Origin of the sequence: Mycobacterium sp. E787 (genome assembly GCF_001668725.1) — a bacterium.
In the GTDB taxonomy this organism is placed as follows: domain Bacteria; phylum Actinomycetota; class Actinomycetes; order Mycobacteriales; family Mycobacteriaceae; genus Mycobacterium.
This window is the reverse complement of sequence record NZ_LZKL01000032.1, coordinates 1-15,655: the sequence shown is the minus strand read 5'-3', so window position 1 is coordinate 15,655 and position 15,655 is coordinate 1. Positions and strand designations below refer to the sequence as shown.

Below are 15,655 nucleotides of genomic sequence, written 5' to 3'. Positions count from 1 at the left end.
CAAGTCATCGAGACGCTGATCAGCCGCCCCATTTGGCGGCTTCGGCCGTGTCGCGGGCGAGCATGGCGGTGGTGTTGGCCTCATGGGTGGCGGACATCGCCTGATAAGCCCGCACCAACGACTCCATCGCCTGATTCCACTGGGCCTGCCAGACCTGATAGGTCATCCCGGTATCACCCTGCCAGGCATTCGACAGCGTCGCCTGCTCACTGGCGATATCAGCGCCCAACGCATGCAACGTGCCCGCATAACCCGACATATCCGCGGCATGACCCAACATCGCCGGATAGTTGTACATAATCTGCGACATCACAAACCCCTTCCCGAAAACCCCGCCGACTCAAAACCCGGTGTAACCCGACGCCGCCGCAGCATCAGCGGCCACATAAGTACCCGCGGCATCCCCCAAATTCGCCTGCGCGATATCCAACAACGCATTGATCCGCGCCGCGGCCTCCACAAACCGGGCATGGGCAGCCTGAAACGCCACCGACGACTCACCCTGATGAAACGCCTGCGCCGACACCGCCTCCTGCTCGGCCTGACCAATCGTGCTCCGCATCACCCCCGCCTTGGCACCAAACGCCGACTGCGCGGCCACCAACTGCGGAATATGCGCATCCAACAAACTCATGATGATCTGTCTCCCTTCGGAATTCCCTTCGGATTTCGATTACCGACTTGCGTGTGGCGAATCCTCGTCTCCCCCTCCCTCTGACTCGTGCCGATCCCAGGTGCCGGGCACCATCGGCACCGGCGGGCCGCCGCACTCATCACCGCCCAGCATGGTCAACCCGGCCGCCCGAGCGGCGGCGGTTTTGTGCCCGGTCCCCGCGAACCCCAGCGTCCCGGCTCCGTTCCGGGAAGCCATTACCGAGACCAGCCGCTCCGAGTCGCCGCGGTAGGACCCGTCACCCGTGTCGGCGTCCATATCCACGAATTCGTCGGCGTGGTCGCGCATTGCGGCCCGCCGGCGGCGCCGTGCCCGCCCTTCCGTCCGGCTCGTCGCTGCCGCAGCTGCGGCCGGAATGGTGGCGGCCGGCGCCCGGACCCCGCCCCGGCCACCCAACGTCGGCCCGGATTCGGCCCCCGGGTCATCGCCGCAAGCCACCACGTAGGCGAAACCCCCGGTTGTTGCCGCCGCGGCGGGCGCGGCGGCGGCCCCGGCACCCGCGGCGGGCGCGGACGTGGGGGCAGCCGCCGTGGGCGTCGCCACGGTGGGAGCCATGCCGGCCACGGGCCACCGCGACGGCGCGGTGGACGCAAGCGCCAGCGGCGCTCCGACGACGGGGGTTCCCGCGGCGACCGGCGCGATCTCGCCGAGCGGTAAGGCCACCGAGCTGAGGCTCAAGCTCACCCCCAGCGATAGCGCCATCAGCATGGGGCCGTATGTGGCGATGGGCGAGATCACCTCGTAGGCGCCGAAGAAAAGCAGCGGCGCGTAGGCCACCAGCGCCGCAACAGGATTCGTCGCGAACGCGGTGATGATCTGCTGCAACGTCCCGACCGGATTCTGCAGCAACGCCGAGAACTGGGCGGCCCCGTCCTCGTAGAAGTTCAGGAAGGATTGCAGCAGTTGCGCAAGCCCCGACACCGGGTTGCTCTGCACCGCTGAGCCCGGATTCACGATCGTCGGCGCCGGGGTGGTGCGAGGTGCGGAGGCCAGCGCGGCACCCGAGGCCGCCTGATAGGTGCTCATCGCGGTGGCGGCCTGCACCCACATTCGCACATAGTCGGCCTCGTTCAGCGCGATGGGAATCGTATTGATCCCAAAGAAATTCGTCGCGAGAAGCACTGCGTGAATGACGTGGTTGGCGACCAGTTCGGGCAGTGTAGGCATCGCCGCCAGCGCGCCGGTGTAGGCCGCCGCCGCGACCTCGTGCTGTGCCGCCACGCGGGCGCTGTCGGCGCTGGCTTGCTGCAACCACGCCAGATAGGGCGCGTGAGCCGTCGAGTATCGCTCGGCGCTCGGACCCTGCCACGCCCCCGCCTGCACCGCCGCCACAAGCCCACCGAGTTCGGCCGCCGCCGAGGCGTATTCGGCGCTGAGCGCGGTCCACGCGCCGGCGGCCGCCAACAGCGACCCCGGTCCCGGACCAGCGCTCAGCGACGCCGAATGCACTTCCGGCGGCGAAGCCATCCAGATGGGCGAGCTCATATCTCAGACGCCCGTGCCCCACGTCGCGGCGGCCGCGGTGTCACCGGCGAGATAGCTTGCGCCGGATTGACCGACGCCCACACCGGCGCGCCCCAGTTCTTCGACGCCCTGGGCGGCCACGGCGGCGTGCTCCTGACCCTGAGCGCTGAAACCGGCGGCCGTCTGCAGCGACACGGGATCCGCCGCCGGCGGCACCACCGCGGTGATCGCCGGCGCCGCCGCCGCGTGCGCAGCCGCCAGCCGAGCCGTCAGCCCCTCCACGGCCGCACTGGTCGCGGCCAGACCCTCGGGAACCACTCGCAACGTCATTGCCCCTCCTTAAGTTGCGTTTCGTTAACCATCAGTGGGCGAAACCATCGTCGGCGCCGCCGGCCACGGTTGCACCCACGAACGGGTTGACCAACTGCACGTACGTCGGACTGTCGCTGTCGCCCAACAGGACTGCCCGTCCGGCAGGCAACCGGCTGAATCGCTGGCCGCGGATCTTGCCGCCGTCTTGCGGATTGCCGGCAAGCATCAACGTGGTCGCCTGCAAGTCGTTGAAGCGGCGCAACAACGGGCTCGTCATCAACGCGTGCGCCGACCCGCTGGCGCGCGCCGTGACGATGACCCGCAGACCCAAATCGGCTGCCTGGGAGAGAATCCCGAGCAGCGGAGTCCACGGCCGCTGGCCGACGTACGGGCCGCTCATCGCCGGGGTGTCCGGTATCTGATCGACGTCATCGATGATCAGGTAATGGGTGTGGCCCCGGTAGGTCCAGCGGGACAACTCGGCCGGGGACAGGCCCACCGGCGGGCGCCTCGATTCGATCAGATTCGCGAGCCCGAGCATGGCCGGGACGATGCGGTCGATGTTGGCGGTGTATTCGTTGTCGGGGAACAGCGGCTCGTCGACCAGGTGTAGCCGCCGATCCAGCACCGTGAAGGCCACCTGGTCCGCCGTGGAGTTCTCCCGGACAGTACGGATGAGGTGGCGCAGCAGCGTGGTCTTGCCAGATTTGCTGTCGCCGAACACCATCAACAACGGGTTGTCGGCGAAGTCGAGGACGACCGGTGCGAGGTCCTCCTCGCGCTGCCCGATGACCACTTGCTCGCGACCCCGATAGAGCGGTTCCACCGCCTCGGGGGCGAGGTGGGTGGGAAGCAGCCGCACGGGTGGCGCGGCCACGCCCGGGTAGCGGGCGTTGATGGCGCCGATCTGGTCCAGCTCGGGTGCCGCGAACAGGAAATGCTCGGCGGCCATGGTCAACCCGCGGCCGGGCTGGTCGTGCGGCACGGCATCCGCGGGTCGGCGCAGGGCGCCGACCACCCGCACATTGCTGTCCCGCGCGTCGTGCAGCTTGAGCTCGAGTCGCAGTCCCAGGCCGTCGCGCATCGCCAATGGCACCTCGAGCCAGCTGGGGGTGGTGATGACGACGTGGATGCCGTAGGCCAGCCCCACGTTGACCAGTTCGGTTACCTTGGCCAGCAGTGGGTTTCGGGTGTTGAACTGATCGGTGTTGTCACGGCCGAACGCGTAGAGGTTGTCGATGATCAGGAACACCTCGCCGAAGCCGTCGTCGGGGGCCGAACGGTGCCTGTCCCGGAACGCCTCTCGCCGCTGCCGGGACAGCAGCAGCTGCTCCAGCTCGCCGAAGGTGCGGCGGATGCGTTCGGGTTCCAGCGCCGACGCGACACTTCCGACATGCGCCAGATCCTGCAGCGCCCGCAGCTGCCCGCCGCCGTAGTCCAGGCAGTAGAACGTGACCTCGCTCGGCGAGTGCAGGCTGGCGGCCGACATCATGAAGGTCTGCAGCGCGGTCGATTTCCCGGACTTGGGGCCGCCGTGGATCACCATGTTGCCGGCCGACGAGGTGGCGTCGAACACCAGCGGGTCGCGGCGCATCTCGAAGGGTTTGTCGATCTCGCCGAGCGGCCAGCGCCACTGCCGTTGCGGCATGCCGGCGCGGGCCAGCACCGCGGTCAACGGGATCGGCTCGTCGAGCGGCGGCAGCCACAGCTCCGGAGCCCGCGGGCCGTAGCGCGCCAGCTGGTCGCCGATGGTCGCGATCAGCTTGCGCGGCGGTCCGGCCGTGTCCTCATCGTCACCGCCGGATATCACCGTTGCCTGATCCGGCTCCACCCTGCTGGCGGTGAATGGCTTCGGCTCGGGAATAGAGTGCATCACAAGCACTTTGGCCGCACGGGGCGGGTCGTAGATGCCGTCGACGTAGGTGCTGCGGAACTTGATCGGGGCCGCGCCCGGGGCGGGCACCAAGAAGCCCTCGCCCTTGTGCTCTTTGCCCGATTCGATGTGGTACGCGTCCTCCACGCCGATGATCTGGCGGGAAACACTGGGACTGGCCACCTTCAGCCCGATGCGGTAGGAGGTGTTCTTGTCGATGTCCTTGATCTTGCCCACATCCAGGGTCTGCGAGGCGAACAGGATGTGGATGCGGAACGAGCGGCCCTTGCGGGCCACGTAGTCGAACAGCTCGGCGTATTCCGGGTAATCGGCCAACATCAGCGTGAACTCGTCGGCGACCACGAACAGCGTCGGGATCGGCGGCAGGTCATGTCCGGCCGCGATCGCGTTCTCGTACTCGGTCACCGAGTTGAACGCGCTGCCCTGAACGCGGCGACCGGCCTCGCGCAGCAGCGTCTCGCGGCGCGCCACCTCGCCGCGCAGCGTGTCGGCGAACCGGTCGGCCAGCGATTTCTTCTCGGCCATATTCGAGATCACCGCGACAACCTGCGGGAAATTCCGGAAACTGTCGGCGCCGGCCTCGCCCTTGAAGTCGGCGTAGATGACGATGAGCCGGTCGGCTGAATGAGTCGTCAACAGCGACAACAGGATCGACATCAGGGTCTGCGACTTGCCGGAGCCGGTCATGCCGATCATCAGGCCGTGCGGACCCATCCCGCCCTCGGCTTCGTCCTTGAGGTCGAAGATCAGCGGCTCCCCGGTCGCGGTGACACCGATCGGCACGCGCAACTCGTCGTCTCGGCGGCGCGGCGCCCATAGCGTCGGCACGTCGAGCTGTGACGCGTCCGGAATGCCCAGCAGCGTGGTAAAGCTGGCGCCGCGCGTCGCGGCCGAGCGTAACCCGGTGTGGGTCGGGTTCGAGTCCCAGCGGGAGAGCTGGCGGGCCAGATGGGCGGCCTCGTCGGCACCGAGTTGATCCGCGCTGTCGATGTAGGGCTGCCAACCGCCGGTCTGCCAGCGCTGGAGGGCGCCGTGCGCGATGCGCAGGATCGGATTTTCCGGATCCGGATACTGCTCGCGGTGCGGCGGTGTGGCGGAACGGTGCACGATGGTGACGCCCGCCCGACCCACCGCCAGTGCGGACGCGTTCAAGTCATAGTCCGGATCGTCGACGACGATCAGCAGGTGCCGCAGCCCGTCGTCCGGCCCGCCGGTGAACGCGGGGCGGTCGCGCAGCGCCGGATCCAGCAGGGCGAGCAATTCGTCGGGGTCGCTCGCCAGGAAGCGAGCCAGGCCGACGCCGTCAAGCTCACCGGGAATGTCGACGTGCGGCAACCATTTCAGCCACGACCAGTCGGGGCTCTCCAGCTCGCGGGTGGCCAGCGCCACGCCAAGCACCGTCGGGTCGTGCCAGGTCACCGCCTGCGCGACCCAGGCCCGCAACGCCGCCCGCACCTCGTCCGCCGCGCCCAGGACGGTGATGCGCGAAACCTTTGTCAGGTCGATTCCGGTCGGCACGTCCCGCACGATGCGGTGGGTGTCGAGCAGGCTGCGTAATGCACTGTGCGACACCGGTTCCAGGTCGATCTCGTCCGCTGTGTCGGTGACCCGCAGAGCGATGTCGAGGGGTGCGTCGTGCCGGCCGGCCCGCAGCACCATGAAGTCCGGGTCGTGCGGGTCACGCTCCCACTGACGGCGGGAGCCGGGCACCGTCGCCAGTTCGCTCGGGTCGGGATGCGACCATTGCGCGGCCGCGCGCTGCTGGGCGGCCTGGGTCCGAATGTTGTCCCGGACCACCGACAGGTAACGCAGGTAGTCGGCCCGCTCGGCGTCGACCTCCTCGGTGCGCATCTTGTTGCCGGTGCCGCGATAAAGCGCGGTGGCCGCCAACAGCAGCACGAACGGGAAGAACAGCGTCTGCGGAGAGATCACCCGCATCCCGGTCGCGAACAGCGCGACGATCATGCCCACGATGAGCATGACGATCACGACCGGCAGCGCACGCCGCAACAGCGACGGCGGGATCGCCCGGGGCAGCTCGGGAGGCGCCTCGATGTTGATCGCGCCTTTACGGGTGCTCGGCGGCGCCAAGCGGCGCCGGGCTTCGAAGATCAGACGGCTCATCGGGACCCTCCTTGGGCCGACGCGGGGCGACCGGGCCTGGCGTCGGGCGCCAGACCGTCGTGTGCCAGCAGCGCGTCGGCGCGCGACAGCGTCGGGCCGCTCGCGAAGAGCGACAACATGGACCACGGGATGGGAACTGCGGGGTCGCTGAGGCCAAGGGCCTCAACGGTTTTGGCCTTTCCACCGGTGTCGGACTCGTTGTCGATGCCGTAGCGCACCCCGGTGTCAGATACCCAGAACAAGGATCCGACGCCCGGCGACGACGGACCGCCGCTCACGGTCTGGGTGAAGTATCCGGTGCCGGCCGGCAGGGCGACGCGGCTGGCCATTCCCGGGGCGGCGCCGACCAGGTCGACGGTGTGGATCGACTCGGGCACCGGCAGCACCGAGCCGGACAGCAGGCTCAGTGAGCTGGTGGCCGCCCCGGCGGGTTTGCTCCAGTAGGCACACGTGACGGGTTCTTTGGCGGCGTCGATCGGGGCGACCTCCTGGTCCGGGTAGCGGGCGGTGTCCAGCGTGCGCGACACCGGCAGCTTGGCCACCTGGTCGGCGCCGAGTCGCGGCGGCTGGTCCAGGCCGTAGGAATTGGTGTTGCGCAGGATCGCTGCGAGCACCGGCGAAATGGGCTGCAAACCGTCCGGCAACACCGCGTAGTACCGCGCGCTGCCCGACGAGTTCTGCTCCAGGCCGAAGGAGACCACCACCCCGCCGATCGGTGCGGGCACCGAAAAGTTCGGTGGGTTACCGGCGTTGGGGATCGGCGGCGCCGTCAGCGCCGGGGATTCGGGTATCGCGTTGAACAGCCCTTGCGCGATGGGCCGGGGCGCGGGCACGTCAGAATTTCCCACGCCCAAGCCAAGCGCGTTGGTGACGGCGTGGTTGGCCAGGTCGATTGGGCTGCGCTTGCCGCCCCACAGCAGCCACGTGCTGCCGCCGTTATCGACCAGGATCCCCTGGTTGGCGTGAATTGCGGCCGCCCGCGCGCCGTCGCCGTCGGGCGTACCCGCGATCACCGTGACGCCCGTGCTATGGGCGGCGTGGGTGGTCCCGGTGACGGCGTCACACACCGTCCAGTTCGCGTCGTGTGAGCTGTTCTGCACCATGCGCTCGGGTGCGCCCGGGATGCCGATCAGGTTGCCGCGCGGGAAACGGTCCAGCTCACTGCTTTTCACCGTGGTCGGGTTGACCGGGCGACCGACGATCAGCCGCGCGGAGGTCAGGTTGAGCACCGGGTGCAGATCGTCGCCAACCCGCACATACAGCGCGTCGGTGGATCGGTCGGCGAGCACCGCATTGTTACCCGCCGACCCGCTGGGCCGGATCAGGGAGAACACGAAGCAGCCCGCCAGGCCGGTGATCAGGATGAGCACTCCCATCAGCACCGCGCGCGACTGGGTGCGCAGGGGGTCGACGAGCATCCTGGTGTCGTGCAGGGCGATACCGGAGGCGATCCGGCGCATCACGAAACGCCAGCCGGTCACCTGGTGCCGGGTGACGAATCCCCGGCGGTAGACCACCTGGTCGGGATTTTCGTTGACCGGGGTGCGCGAGGAAAACGAACGACGGTCCGCCACCCATTCGCCGTCCTGCTCGTGCTTGTTGCTCGTCATGCCGGCACCTCGAGGCCCAAGCCTCGCAGCAACGGTTCAACCGAATATTGCACGTCCTGGTCGGTGATCGTTATCAGTTCCTCGTCGGTGAACTCGCCGGTTTCGGCGTGCGCGGAGTGGTCCAACCGGAATTCGCGTTCCTCCTCGGCCTTTTCGACCACGTTGCGGACGAACCGGCCGTTGCCCGCGATGTCCAGGCCGCGGCGTTCGACCCCATTGAAATCGGGCTTCGAGGTTTCGGCCAGGTGCGTGAACAACGCCTCGAGATGCTCGAGCGCGGCCTGATCGAAAGCGCTGTCGCGCTTGTGGGCCATGAAGTTCGCGATCTCGATGAGCTCGGCCGGTTTGTACGACGGAAAGTCGATGCTGCGGGTGAACCGCGACCGCAGGCCTTGGTTGGTGTCGAGGAACTTGTCCAGGTCGGTCCGGTACCCGGCGATGATCACCACCAACCGATCCCGGTCGTTCTCCATCCGGGCCAGCAGGGTGTCGATCGCCACGAGGCCGAAGTCGTTCTTGGCGCCGGTGGCCACCAACGCGTAGGCCTCGTCGAGGAACAGCACCCCGTCCAGTGCGCTGTCGATGACCGCGTTGGTCTTGGCCTCGGTCTCGCCGATGTGCTGGCCGATCAGGTCGGCGCGGTGCACCTCTCGGATGTTCTCCTTCTTCAAAAGCCCAAGGCCGCAATAGATTTTCGCAATGACGCGCGCGATGGTGGTCTTACCCGTGCCCGGCGGCCCCGTGAACACCAGGTGGTGGGTGCGCTGCGCCACCTCCAAGCCGCGCGCCTTGCGCACCAGCTCCATGGCCACCGCACTCTTGAGCCGGGCCACCTGGTCCTTGACCTGCTCCAAGCCGATGAACTCATCGAGCTCGCGTTCGGCCTCCGCGAGCAGCACGTGCTTGCGCTCCTGGGCTCCGGGGTCGACGAAGTCACCGGGACTCGGCTCGGTGTTGGGGTCCCACGGGTCCGTGCGCGCCGCGATGCGATCCGCGGTGGTGGTCACAAACCCGAAACTGGTGTCGGACAGGGCGTGTTCGACCTGCTCGTTCTCGGGATGGGCGGCGTAGAGGTCCTGCAGCACCTCGCTCGCCGACTCCTCGTCGACGTGCGCGCGCAGCACCAGGCCCTTGGCCAGCGCGCCGTCGACCGCGGCCACCGTGACCGGGCCTTCGGGCTCCTCGAGGTACGACAGCGCCGGGGCGAACATGCCCAGCCGTGCCAGCGCGATGCCCATGGTGACCTTGGCCGCGTGGGCGAAAGCGTCATCGAGGTCGGAATCGTTGACGATCGGGGTCAGCAGCTTCACCACGTCCGACCAGCGCTCGGCGCGGTAGTTGATGACGACGGCGACCCACCGCGCCTCGCGCCAGCTCGGGCGGCGCTCGGTGAGGCCTGTGACGATCTCGTCGGCCCTGGCGAACTCTCCGGCGGTCGCCAGGGCCGACGCATAGGCGAGGTGGAAATCGTCCGGGCTGGTGGCGCGAAACTTCAGGTACAGGCCGGTGTCGTAGCGAAAACCCAAGGCTCCCGGTGCCAATTCCACCCGGCGCTGCAACACGCCCGCCGTCGCCGCGGTGCTCGAAATGGCCGTGAGCACCCGGAGGGACACGTCACCCGCGGCGGCCAGGCCGGTCCAGGCGTCGCACTGGTCGTGGGCGATACGGGTCAGCGCGGTGAACCCCGAGCGGGCCGCGGCCAGGTCGGCCGGCCGCTGGCGTTCGTAGACGACGATGCCGAGCGCGCGGCAACACGTGGCGAACCTGCTGACGACGTCGTCGTCGACCCTGCCGTCTACGCGAGAAGTGGGGGATTTCGCTGCGAGCACGCCGGTGTCACCGCGTTCCATGGCCGCTTCTCCCGAACATAGTGTCCCCTAACTTGACCCGCCTGAAGTTAGCATTGCATAAGCTAACTGTCGAGGTGCTCGCACTCCATCGATTCACGACTCGGCTCCCGTTTCCGGCGCGCTGATCAGGATGTTTCGGTTGGCCATGGGTCCCGTTCCGGGACAACATCCACTAAGCAGCGCAGCTTACTGAAAATCGTTGTCATTAGCAAAGCGTGGTTACTCCGCCGTCGTCTCCCCCTCGCCGGGCTCCCGCTCGTCGGCCTGCCAGGTGCGCGGCACCATCGGGAGCGACGGCCCGCCGCCGAATTCGTCGCCGGCCAGCGTGGCCAGCCCCGCGGCTCCGGCGGCCTTGCGCGCCGTCCCGGCAAAGCCCAGGGGCCCCGCCCCCTGAACGGACGCGACAGTAGCCGCGGCCGGCTCCGCATCCCCCGGGCCGTCCCAGTGAGGGAGTACGTCGAAATTCATGTCCATGTACTCGTTGCCGTGGCCGCGCAGTCGCGCGCGGCGGCGTCGGCGCGCCCGTTCCCTCTCCCGCGCCGAGGCTCCCGCCGCCGCGACTGCGGCGGCACTGTCGGGCTCCCGCGCCTTGCGCGGTGCGCTGGTGCTCATCCCCGTACCGGCCCCCATGCTCGGGCCGCCCACCAGGTAAGGAAAGGCGCCTGCCTCGATGCCGGCGGGTGGCGGCGGTGGTGCTCCCGGCGCCGGTGCGGTCGCCGGCGCGGGCGCGGGAGCCGAAACCGGAGCCGACGACGGGGCGGGACCCGGGGCCGCGGCGGCGCTGATCGCCGGTGGGCTACTGGTAATGGGCAGGCCTGGTGTCTGTGGCATCGGTGCGGCCGCCACCGGAACCGCTTGGGGCTGAATTCCGGCGAGACCGCTGATGCCCGCGAGGCCGCCCAAAGACCCAACGCCGGCGGCGGACACAACGAGCGCAAGCGGCACAATCTCCTGTAATTGCGGGAATGTGCTCAAAACTTCGCCCACGTGGGTGGTCTCGTCCGCGATCAGCGCCGGGATGTCGGCCTGCACCTGCTGTATCGCGAGGGAGGGGTTCTGCGGGAACTCCAGTGCGTCCCGCCACAATGTCTGCGGGACTTCGAGGAATCGATTTATCCACCAACTCAGCTGTGTTGGATCGCCTGCATCATTGTCGACGATGTCCTGCAGACCGCTGTCGCCGCTGTCGGAGCTTGCGGCGGGGTTCAGGATTTGGGGCGCCGCCGTGGTCTGCGGCGCAGATGCCATCGCCGTCGTGGAGACCGCGTGATAAGTAGCCATTGAGGTGGCCGCCTGGATCCACATCCGCACGTAATCGGCCTCGTTGAGGGCGATGGGAATCGTGTTGATCCCGAAGAAGTTCGTGGCCAGCAATACCCCGTGGATCGCATGATTGGCGGCCAGCTCCGGCAAGGTCGGCATCGCGGCCAGTGCGGCGGTGTATGCGGCGGCCGCGGTCTCGTGCTGGACGGCCACCTCCGCGCTGTTGGCACTGGCCTGCGCCAGCCATCCCACATATGGCACGTGCGCGGCGACGTAACGCTCCGCGCTTGGCCCTTCCCACGCCCCGGCCTGCACCGCTGCCACGATCGCGCTGAGCTCTTCCGCGACTGAGGCATAGGTCGCACTCAGCGAATTCCACGACTCAGCGGCGGCCAGCAAGCTGCCCGGGCCGGGACCGCTGCTCAGCAAGGCGGAATGAACCTCGGGTGGCGAGGCCATCCACACCGGCGCGGTCATGCAACCACTCCTTAACGATCGGGTGGACTTTTAACGATCGCCAGGGCTGTCGGCGGCGTGGCGAGCATGCAGCCATTAGTCGGCCGGCGGCCGGCAAAAGTTCCCGCCCGCGGCCCGGTCATGGCAGATTCTTCAGCGACAACCGCGCGAGGGATCGAATGAAGCGGTTCGGCCGCCCTCGCCATACTGTGGACGCCAAGCACCACGACGCCGAAGAGGGTCACCATCGAGCCGTCGGCGGCCTGGCTGCTTCAACCCCTTGCGGCGGACCTGGGCTGCGGCGCATTACCACGTCAGGCGAGGCTGCGCCGGCTCCTCAATGGCACGTTCGAGCAGACCGGCGTCCGCAAAGACTTGCCCACGCATCGAGATCCCTCGTCTCACGCGCCACACGTGTGCAGCGCCGATCGCTCAGCGCCATCGCCCCATGCATTGACAACGATTATCATTTTTATTCACCGGGCTTCGGTTGAAAGGGTTCGTCGTTGATGGTGGCTAGCTTTTCCCGGCGGCCTGCTGGTGCGGTCACAACGACAGCGGGGCGCTCCGGCGAGTCTGATCGGAATCGACGGTAAGGAGCGCAGACCATGGCCGCGCAACCGGCAGGACCGCGACGTCGAATCACCGCCAAACGACAAGCCGTCCTGGACGCGCTGAGCAGGAGCAACAATTTCCGCAGCGCCCAACAGCTCTATTTCGAGGTCCGTCAGCAGCGAGCGACCCGCATCGCGCTGACCACCGTCTACCGCATCCTGCACGCCTTGGCCGAGGAGCGCATCGCCGAAACGCAACGCGCCGAGGACGGCGAGGTTCTCTACCGTCTGCGCACCGACTCCGAGCACCGGCACTACCTGTTGTGCCGGCGCTGCGGCGATGCGGTGGCGTTCGTCCCCACCTCCCTGGAAAAGCACACCAGCGAGCTAACCGCCAAGCACCACTACGCCGACGTTGCCCATCACATCGACCTGTACGGGACCTGCCCTCGATGCCTTGACGATTGACCGGGTCAGTCGCGATGTCCCCGTGGGTATCGAGCAGCCGGCTCGGTATGGCCACGCAAAGGCGCCGGATGCTTTGTGCGTGCGAAAACGCGCCCTGCGCTTTATGCTAACGACAATCATTATCATTTCACCCTGCTGGCTGGCCGATCAGGAGTTGCTGTGACTGCCCGAACCCGTCGTCGCGTGGCGGTCCTGATCGCCGCAATGCTGTCGACCCTTGCCTTGGCGGTGACCGGTTGCGGCTCGAATTCAACGTCGCGATCGCCTTCGACGACAGGCACGCATCCGGTCGACGTGGTCGCCGCGGAGAACTTCTGGGGCGACATCGCCAAGCAGATCGGGGGCAGTCATGTGAACGTCACCTCGGTGATCAGTGACCCTAGCGCGGACCCGCACCTGTATGAGTCGGACGCGAGAACAGCGGCGGCGGTGAGCAAGGCCCAGCTCGTTATCGTCAACGGTCTGGGCTACGACGATTTCATGGGCAAGCTGCTGTCCGCGTCGCCCGACCCGAATCGCAAGGTCCTCACCGCGGCCGACCTGATGCAGATTTCAGGTCCCAGCGCCAACCCGCACATCTGGTACGACACCGCGAAGGTCCCGGCGGTGAGCTCGGCGATCGCCGCGCAGCTGGGCGCGCTCGACCCGGCAGATGCGGCCGCCTTCACGGCCAACGCCAAGACCTTCAGCGATAGCCTGGCACCCATCAATGCTGCGATCGCGAACATCAAATCGAAATACGCCGGCGCGCCAGTCGGCTACACCGAGCGGGTGCCGGGCTACGTCTTGGACGCCGCCGGGTTGAAAGTGGCCACGCCCGCCTCCTTCGCCCAGGCCATCGAGGACGGCAACGACCCCAGCCCCGCCGACAACTCGGCGATGAACACGGCGGTCAAATCCAGGGCGATCAAGCTCCTGCTGTACAACGCCCAGGTCACCAGCCCGGCTACCGACGCGGTGAAGACGCTGGCCCAGCAAAGCGGCGTGCCGATTGTGGGTGTGACCGAGACACTGCCGCCCAGCGACCCGAACTTTCAGGCCTGGCAACTGCGGCAGGTCAACGAAATCGCCACGGCGCTAGGTGAAGTGGCCAGATGACAAGCTCCCCCGACCGTAAACCAGCGGCGCCGATCGTCGAGCTGCGTGCCGCCGGGCTGACCTTCGGGTCGCGGCAGCTATGGCAGAACGTGGATCTCGACATCGAGCCCGGCGAGTTCGTCGCCGTGCTCGGTCCCAACGGCTGCGGCAAAACGTCGTTGATCAAGGTGCTACTCGGATTGACGGCTCTATCGTCGGGATCGGCACGAGTGTGCGGTGCCCCGCCCCGGCGCGGCAACCACACGATCGGCTACATCCCGCAACACCGGGGCTTCGACCGTGACCTGCCGATCCGCGGGACCGATCTGGTCCGGCTCGGCGTTGACGGGCACCGATGGGGAATCGGGCTGCCCAGCGCGGCACGTCGGAGCCGCGTCGAGGCTGCGGTCGACGCCGTCGGGGCGTCCAGCTTCGCCGACGCCCCGATCGGGCGGTGCTCCGGCGGAGAGCAGCAACGCCTGCGAATCGCCCAGGCCCTCGTCGGGAACCCGAAGCTGTTGCTGTGTGATGAACCGCTGTTGTCGCTTGACATCAGATATCAAGGTGAGGTCGTAGACAGCCTCGACCGACAGCGCCACGCGTCCGACATCGCCGTGGTGTTCGTGACCCACGAGATCAACCCGATCCTCAAGGTCGTCGACCGGGTGCTCTACCTAGTGGGCACCCGTTGGGCGATCGGGACCCCTGACGAGGTGCTCACCAGTGCGAAGCTCTCGGAGCTGTACCAGACCAGCGTCGAGGTGCTGCGGGTACACGGGCGGATCGTCATCGTCGCGGCACACGACGCGGTGCGGGTCGGCGGCCATCATGACGACGCGGTGCTCGCGCTGTGACGCTGTCGGACTATCTGAGTGACACGTTTGTTCAGAACGCCCTGATCGCGGCGACCCTGGTGGCCGTGACCGCGGGGCTGATCGGTCCGTTCGTCATCATCCGCGACCTCGCGTTCGCGGTGCACGGCGCCGCCGAACTGGCGTTCACCGGCGCCGCGGCAGGCCTGCTCGTCGCGAACAACCCCGTCCTGGGTGCGCTGCTGGGATCGCTGGTCGTGGCCACCGCCATCGGGTTGCTGGGTGATCGTCCCCGCGAGCGCAACTCCGCGATCGGGGTGATCCTGGCCTTCGGGCTGGGGGTGGGCGTGTACCTGCTTTCCCTCTACACGGGCTTCGCCACGGCCGCCACCAACATCCTGTTCGGTCAGCTCTTCGGCGTCAGTCGAAGCCAGATCAACCTTCTCATCATCGTCGCGATCGCCGTGCTGATGACGATGACGCTGCTGTACCGCCCGTTGCTGTTCGCGTCCGTCGATCCCGACGTCGCACTCGCACGGGGGGTTCCGACCCGATTGGTCGGGCTGCTGTTCGTCTACCTGCTGGCGCTGACGGTCACCGAAGCCGCGCAGATCGTCGGCACGCTGCTGGTTCTGAGCCTGGCGATCACGCCGGCGGCCGCGGCCGCCCGGCTCACCGCCCGCACACCGGTGCTGATCGCCTTGTCTATCGCCTTTGCGTTGATCGCCGCCGACGGCGGACTGCTGCTGGGTCTCCTCAAGCCGCATGTCAAAGCGAGCGTTTTCATCAGCGCGATCAAGGCATGAGCCTGCCCGGCGAACTAACGATGGAGCTGATCACCGAACCGACGCGGTGATCGCCCGGCCACGCGCGCGGCGCGGTGCCAGCCGGCTCGCTGGCAAGCGTTACTTGCTCGCGAGCTCGCCACGGCTGGAAGCCATCCACTTGGCCGCGCGGCGACCGGCGACGGCCTGGCGGAAGCCCGGACCGGCCAGCCGGACCACGGCATAAATCGCGAAGCTGATCGCGCTGATGAAAACGCTCGCTTTGACATGCGGCTTGAGGAGACCCAGCAGCAGTCCGCCGTCGGCGGCGATC

12 protein-coding genes and 1 pseudogene are annotated in these 15,655 nt (G+C 67.8%); 4 read left to right on the top strand and 9 right to left on the bottom strand.

Features of this window, described 5'->3' with window-relative positions; genetic code table 11:
• Positions 1 to 19: 19 nt before the first annotated feature.
• From A5705_RS05530 to A5705_RS05495, 8 genes are all read right to left on the bottom strand, one after another.
• Entirely contained in the window at positions 20 to 310 is a 291-nt protein-coding gene (locus A5705_RS05530; RefSeq protein WP_068276031.1) for a WXG100 family type VII secretion target, read from the bottom strand.
• Between the two features lie 30 nt (positions 311 to 340).
• On the bottom strand, positions 341 to 634 hold the full coding sequence (gene esxG, locus A5705_RS05525; RefSeq protein ID WP_068276027.1) for a type VII secretion system protein EsxG: 294 nt from the start codon (positions 632 to 634) through the stop codon (positions 341 to 343).
• 39 nt (positions 635 to 673) lie between these two features.
• Positions 674 to 2,158, bottom strand: a complete 1,485-nt coding sequence (locus tag A5705_RS05520) for a PPE family protein (RefSeq protein WP_068276025.1) — start codon at positions 2,156 to 2,158, stop codon at positions 674 to 676.
• A 3-nt stretch (positions 2,159 to 2,161) separates the two neighbouring features.
• Complete coding sequence (locus A5705_RS05515; protein WP_068276021.1) at positions 2,162 to 2,467, bottom strand: PE family protein; 306 nt, start codon at positions 2,465 to 2,467, stop codon at positions 2,162 to 2,164.
• Positions 2,468 to 2,498: 31 nt separating this feature from the next.
• Complete coding sequence (eccCa, locus tag A5705_RS05510) at positions 2,499 to 6,467, bottom strand: type VII secretion protein EccCa (protein ID WP_068276020.1); 3,969 nt, start codon at positions 6,465 to 6,467, stop codon at positions 2,499 to 2,501.
• On the bottom strand, positions 6,464 to 8,077 hold the full coding sequence (eccB, locus tag A5705_RS05505) for a type VII secretion protein EccB (RefSeq protein ID WP_068276017.1): 1,614 nt from the start codon (positions 8,075 to 8,077) through the stop codon (positions 6,464 to 6,466). The genes eccCa and eccB overlap by 4 nt, the downstream gene beginning before the upstream one ends.
• The gene (eccA, locus tag A5705_RS05500; protein WP_068276014.1) at positions 8,074 to 9,927 is read right to left on the bottom strand and encodes a type VII secretion AAA-ATPase EccA; all 1,854 of its coding nucleotides are present in this window, start codon (positions 9,925 to 9,927) and stop codon (positions 8,074 to 8,076) included. Before eccA ends, eccB begins: the two co-directional genes overlap by 4 nt.
• A gap of 219 nt (positions 9,928 to 10,146) precedes the next feature.
• Positions 10,147 to 11,667 carry a PPE domain-containing protein gene (locus A5705_RS05495; RefSeq protein ID WP_068276010.1) on the bottom strand — a complete coding sequence of 507 codons (1,521 nt, stop codon included), beginning with the start codon at positions 11,665 to 11,667 and terminating at the stop codon, positions 10,147 to 10,149.
• A 587-nt stretch (positions 11,668 to 12,254) separates the two neighbouring features.
• On the opposite strand from A5705_RS05495, the gene A5705_RS05490 reads away from it, so the two are divergent.
• The 4 genes from A5705_RS05490 (at position 12,255) to A5705_RS05475 (ending at position 15,363) form a co-directional block, all read left to right on the top strand.
• Positions 12,255 to 12,668: a Fur family transcriptional regulator gene (locus A5705_RS05490; protein ID WP_082956314.1), complete on the top strand. Its 414-nt coding sequence runs from the start codon at positions 12,255 to 12,257 to the stop codon at positions 12,666 to 12,668.
• A 183-nt stretch (positions 12,669 to 12,851) separates the two neighbouring features.
• Positions 12,852 to 13,766 carry a metal ABC transporter solute-binding protein, Zn/Mn family gene (locus tag A5705_RS05485; protein WP_231982369.1) on the top strand — a complete coding sequence of 305 codons (915 nt, stop codon included), beginning with the start codon at positions 12,852 to 12,854 and terminating at the stop codon, positions 13,764 to 13,766.
• The gene (locus tag A5705_RS05480; protein ID WP_068276007.1) at positions 13,763 to 14,599 is read left to right on the top strand and encodes a metal ABC transporter ATP-binding protein; all 837 of its coding nucleotides are present in this window, start codon (positions 13,763 to 13,765) and stop codon (positions 14,597 to 14,599) included. Before A5705_RS05485 ends, A5705_RS05480 begins: the two co-directional genes overlap by 4 nt.
• A complete protein-coding gene (locus tag A5705_RS05475) occupies positions 14,596 to 15,363 on the top strand; it encodes a metal ABC transporter permease (RefSeq protein WP_068276004.1) in 768 nt (255 codons plus the stop codon). Before A5705_RS05480 ends, A5705_RS05475 begins: the two co-directional genes overlap by 4 nt.
• Before the next feature lie 99 nt (positions 15,364 to 15,462).
• Here A5705_RS05475 and A5705_RS28045 read toward each other — a convergent pair.
• Positions 15,463 to 15,655 (bottom strand): annotated as a pseudogene (locus A5705_RS28045) (hypothetical protein); the annotation flags it as partial.

Excerpts from the sequence above, each read along its gene's own strand:
- A5705_RS05530 (WP_068276031.1), bottom strand. The coding sequence starts at position 310 with ATGTCGCAGATTATGTACAACTATCCGGCGATGTTGGGTCATGCCGCG.
- esxG (WP_068276027.1), bottom strand. The coding sequence starts at position 634 with ATGAGTTTGTTGGATGCGCATATTCCGCAGTTGGTGGCCGCGCAGTCG.
- A5705_RS05520 (WP_068276025.1), bottom strand. The coding sequence starts at position 2,158 with ATGAGCTCGCCCATCTGGATGGCTTCGCCGCCGGAAGTGCATTCGGCG.
- A5705_RS05515 (WP_068276021.1), bottom strand. The coding sequence starts at position 2,467 with ATGACGTTGCGAGTGGTTCCCGAGGGTCTGGCCGCGACCAGTGCGGCC.
- eccCa (WP_068276020.1), bottom strand. The coding sequence starts at position 6,467 with ATGAGCCGTCTGATCTTCGAAGCCCGGCGCCGCTTGGCGCCGCCGAGC.
- eccB (WP_068276017.1), bottom strand. The coding sequence starts at position 8,077 with ATGACGAGCAACAAGCACGAGCAGGACGGCGAATGGGTGGCGGACCGT.
- eccA (WP_068276014.1), bottom strand. The coding sequence starts at position 9,927 with ATGGAACGCGGTGACACCGGCGTGCTCGCAGCGAAATCCCCCACTTCT.
- A5705_RS05495 (WP_068276010.1), bottom strand. The coding sequence starts at position 11,667 with ATGACCGCGCCGGTGTGGATGGCCTCGCCACCCGAGGTTCATTCCGCC.
- A5705_RS05490 (WP_082956314.1), top strand. The coding sequence starts at position 12,255 with ATGGCCGCGCAACCGGCAGGACCGCGACGTCGAATCACCGCCAAACGA.
- A5705_RS05480 (WP_068276007.1), top strand. The coding sequence starts at position 13,763 with ATGACAAGCTCCCCCGACCGTAAACCAGCGGCGCCGATCGTCGAGCTG.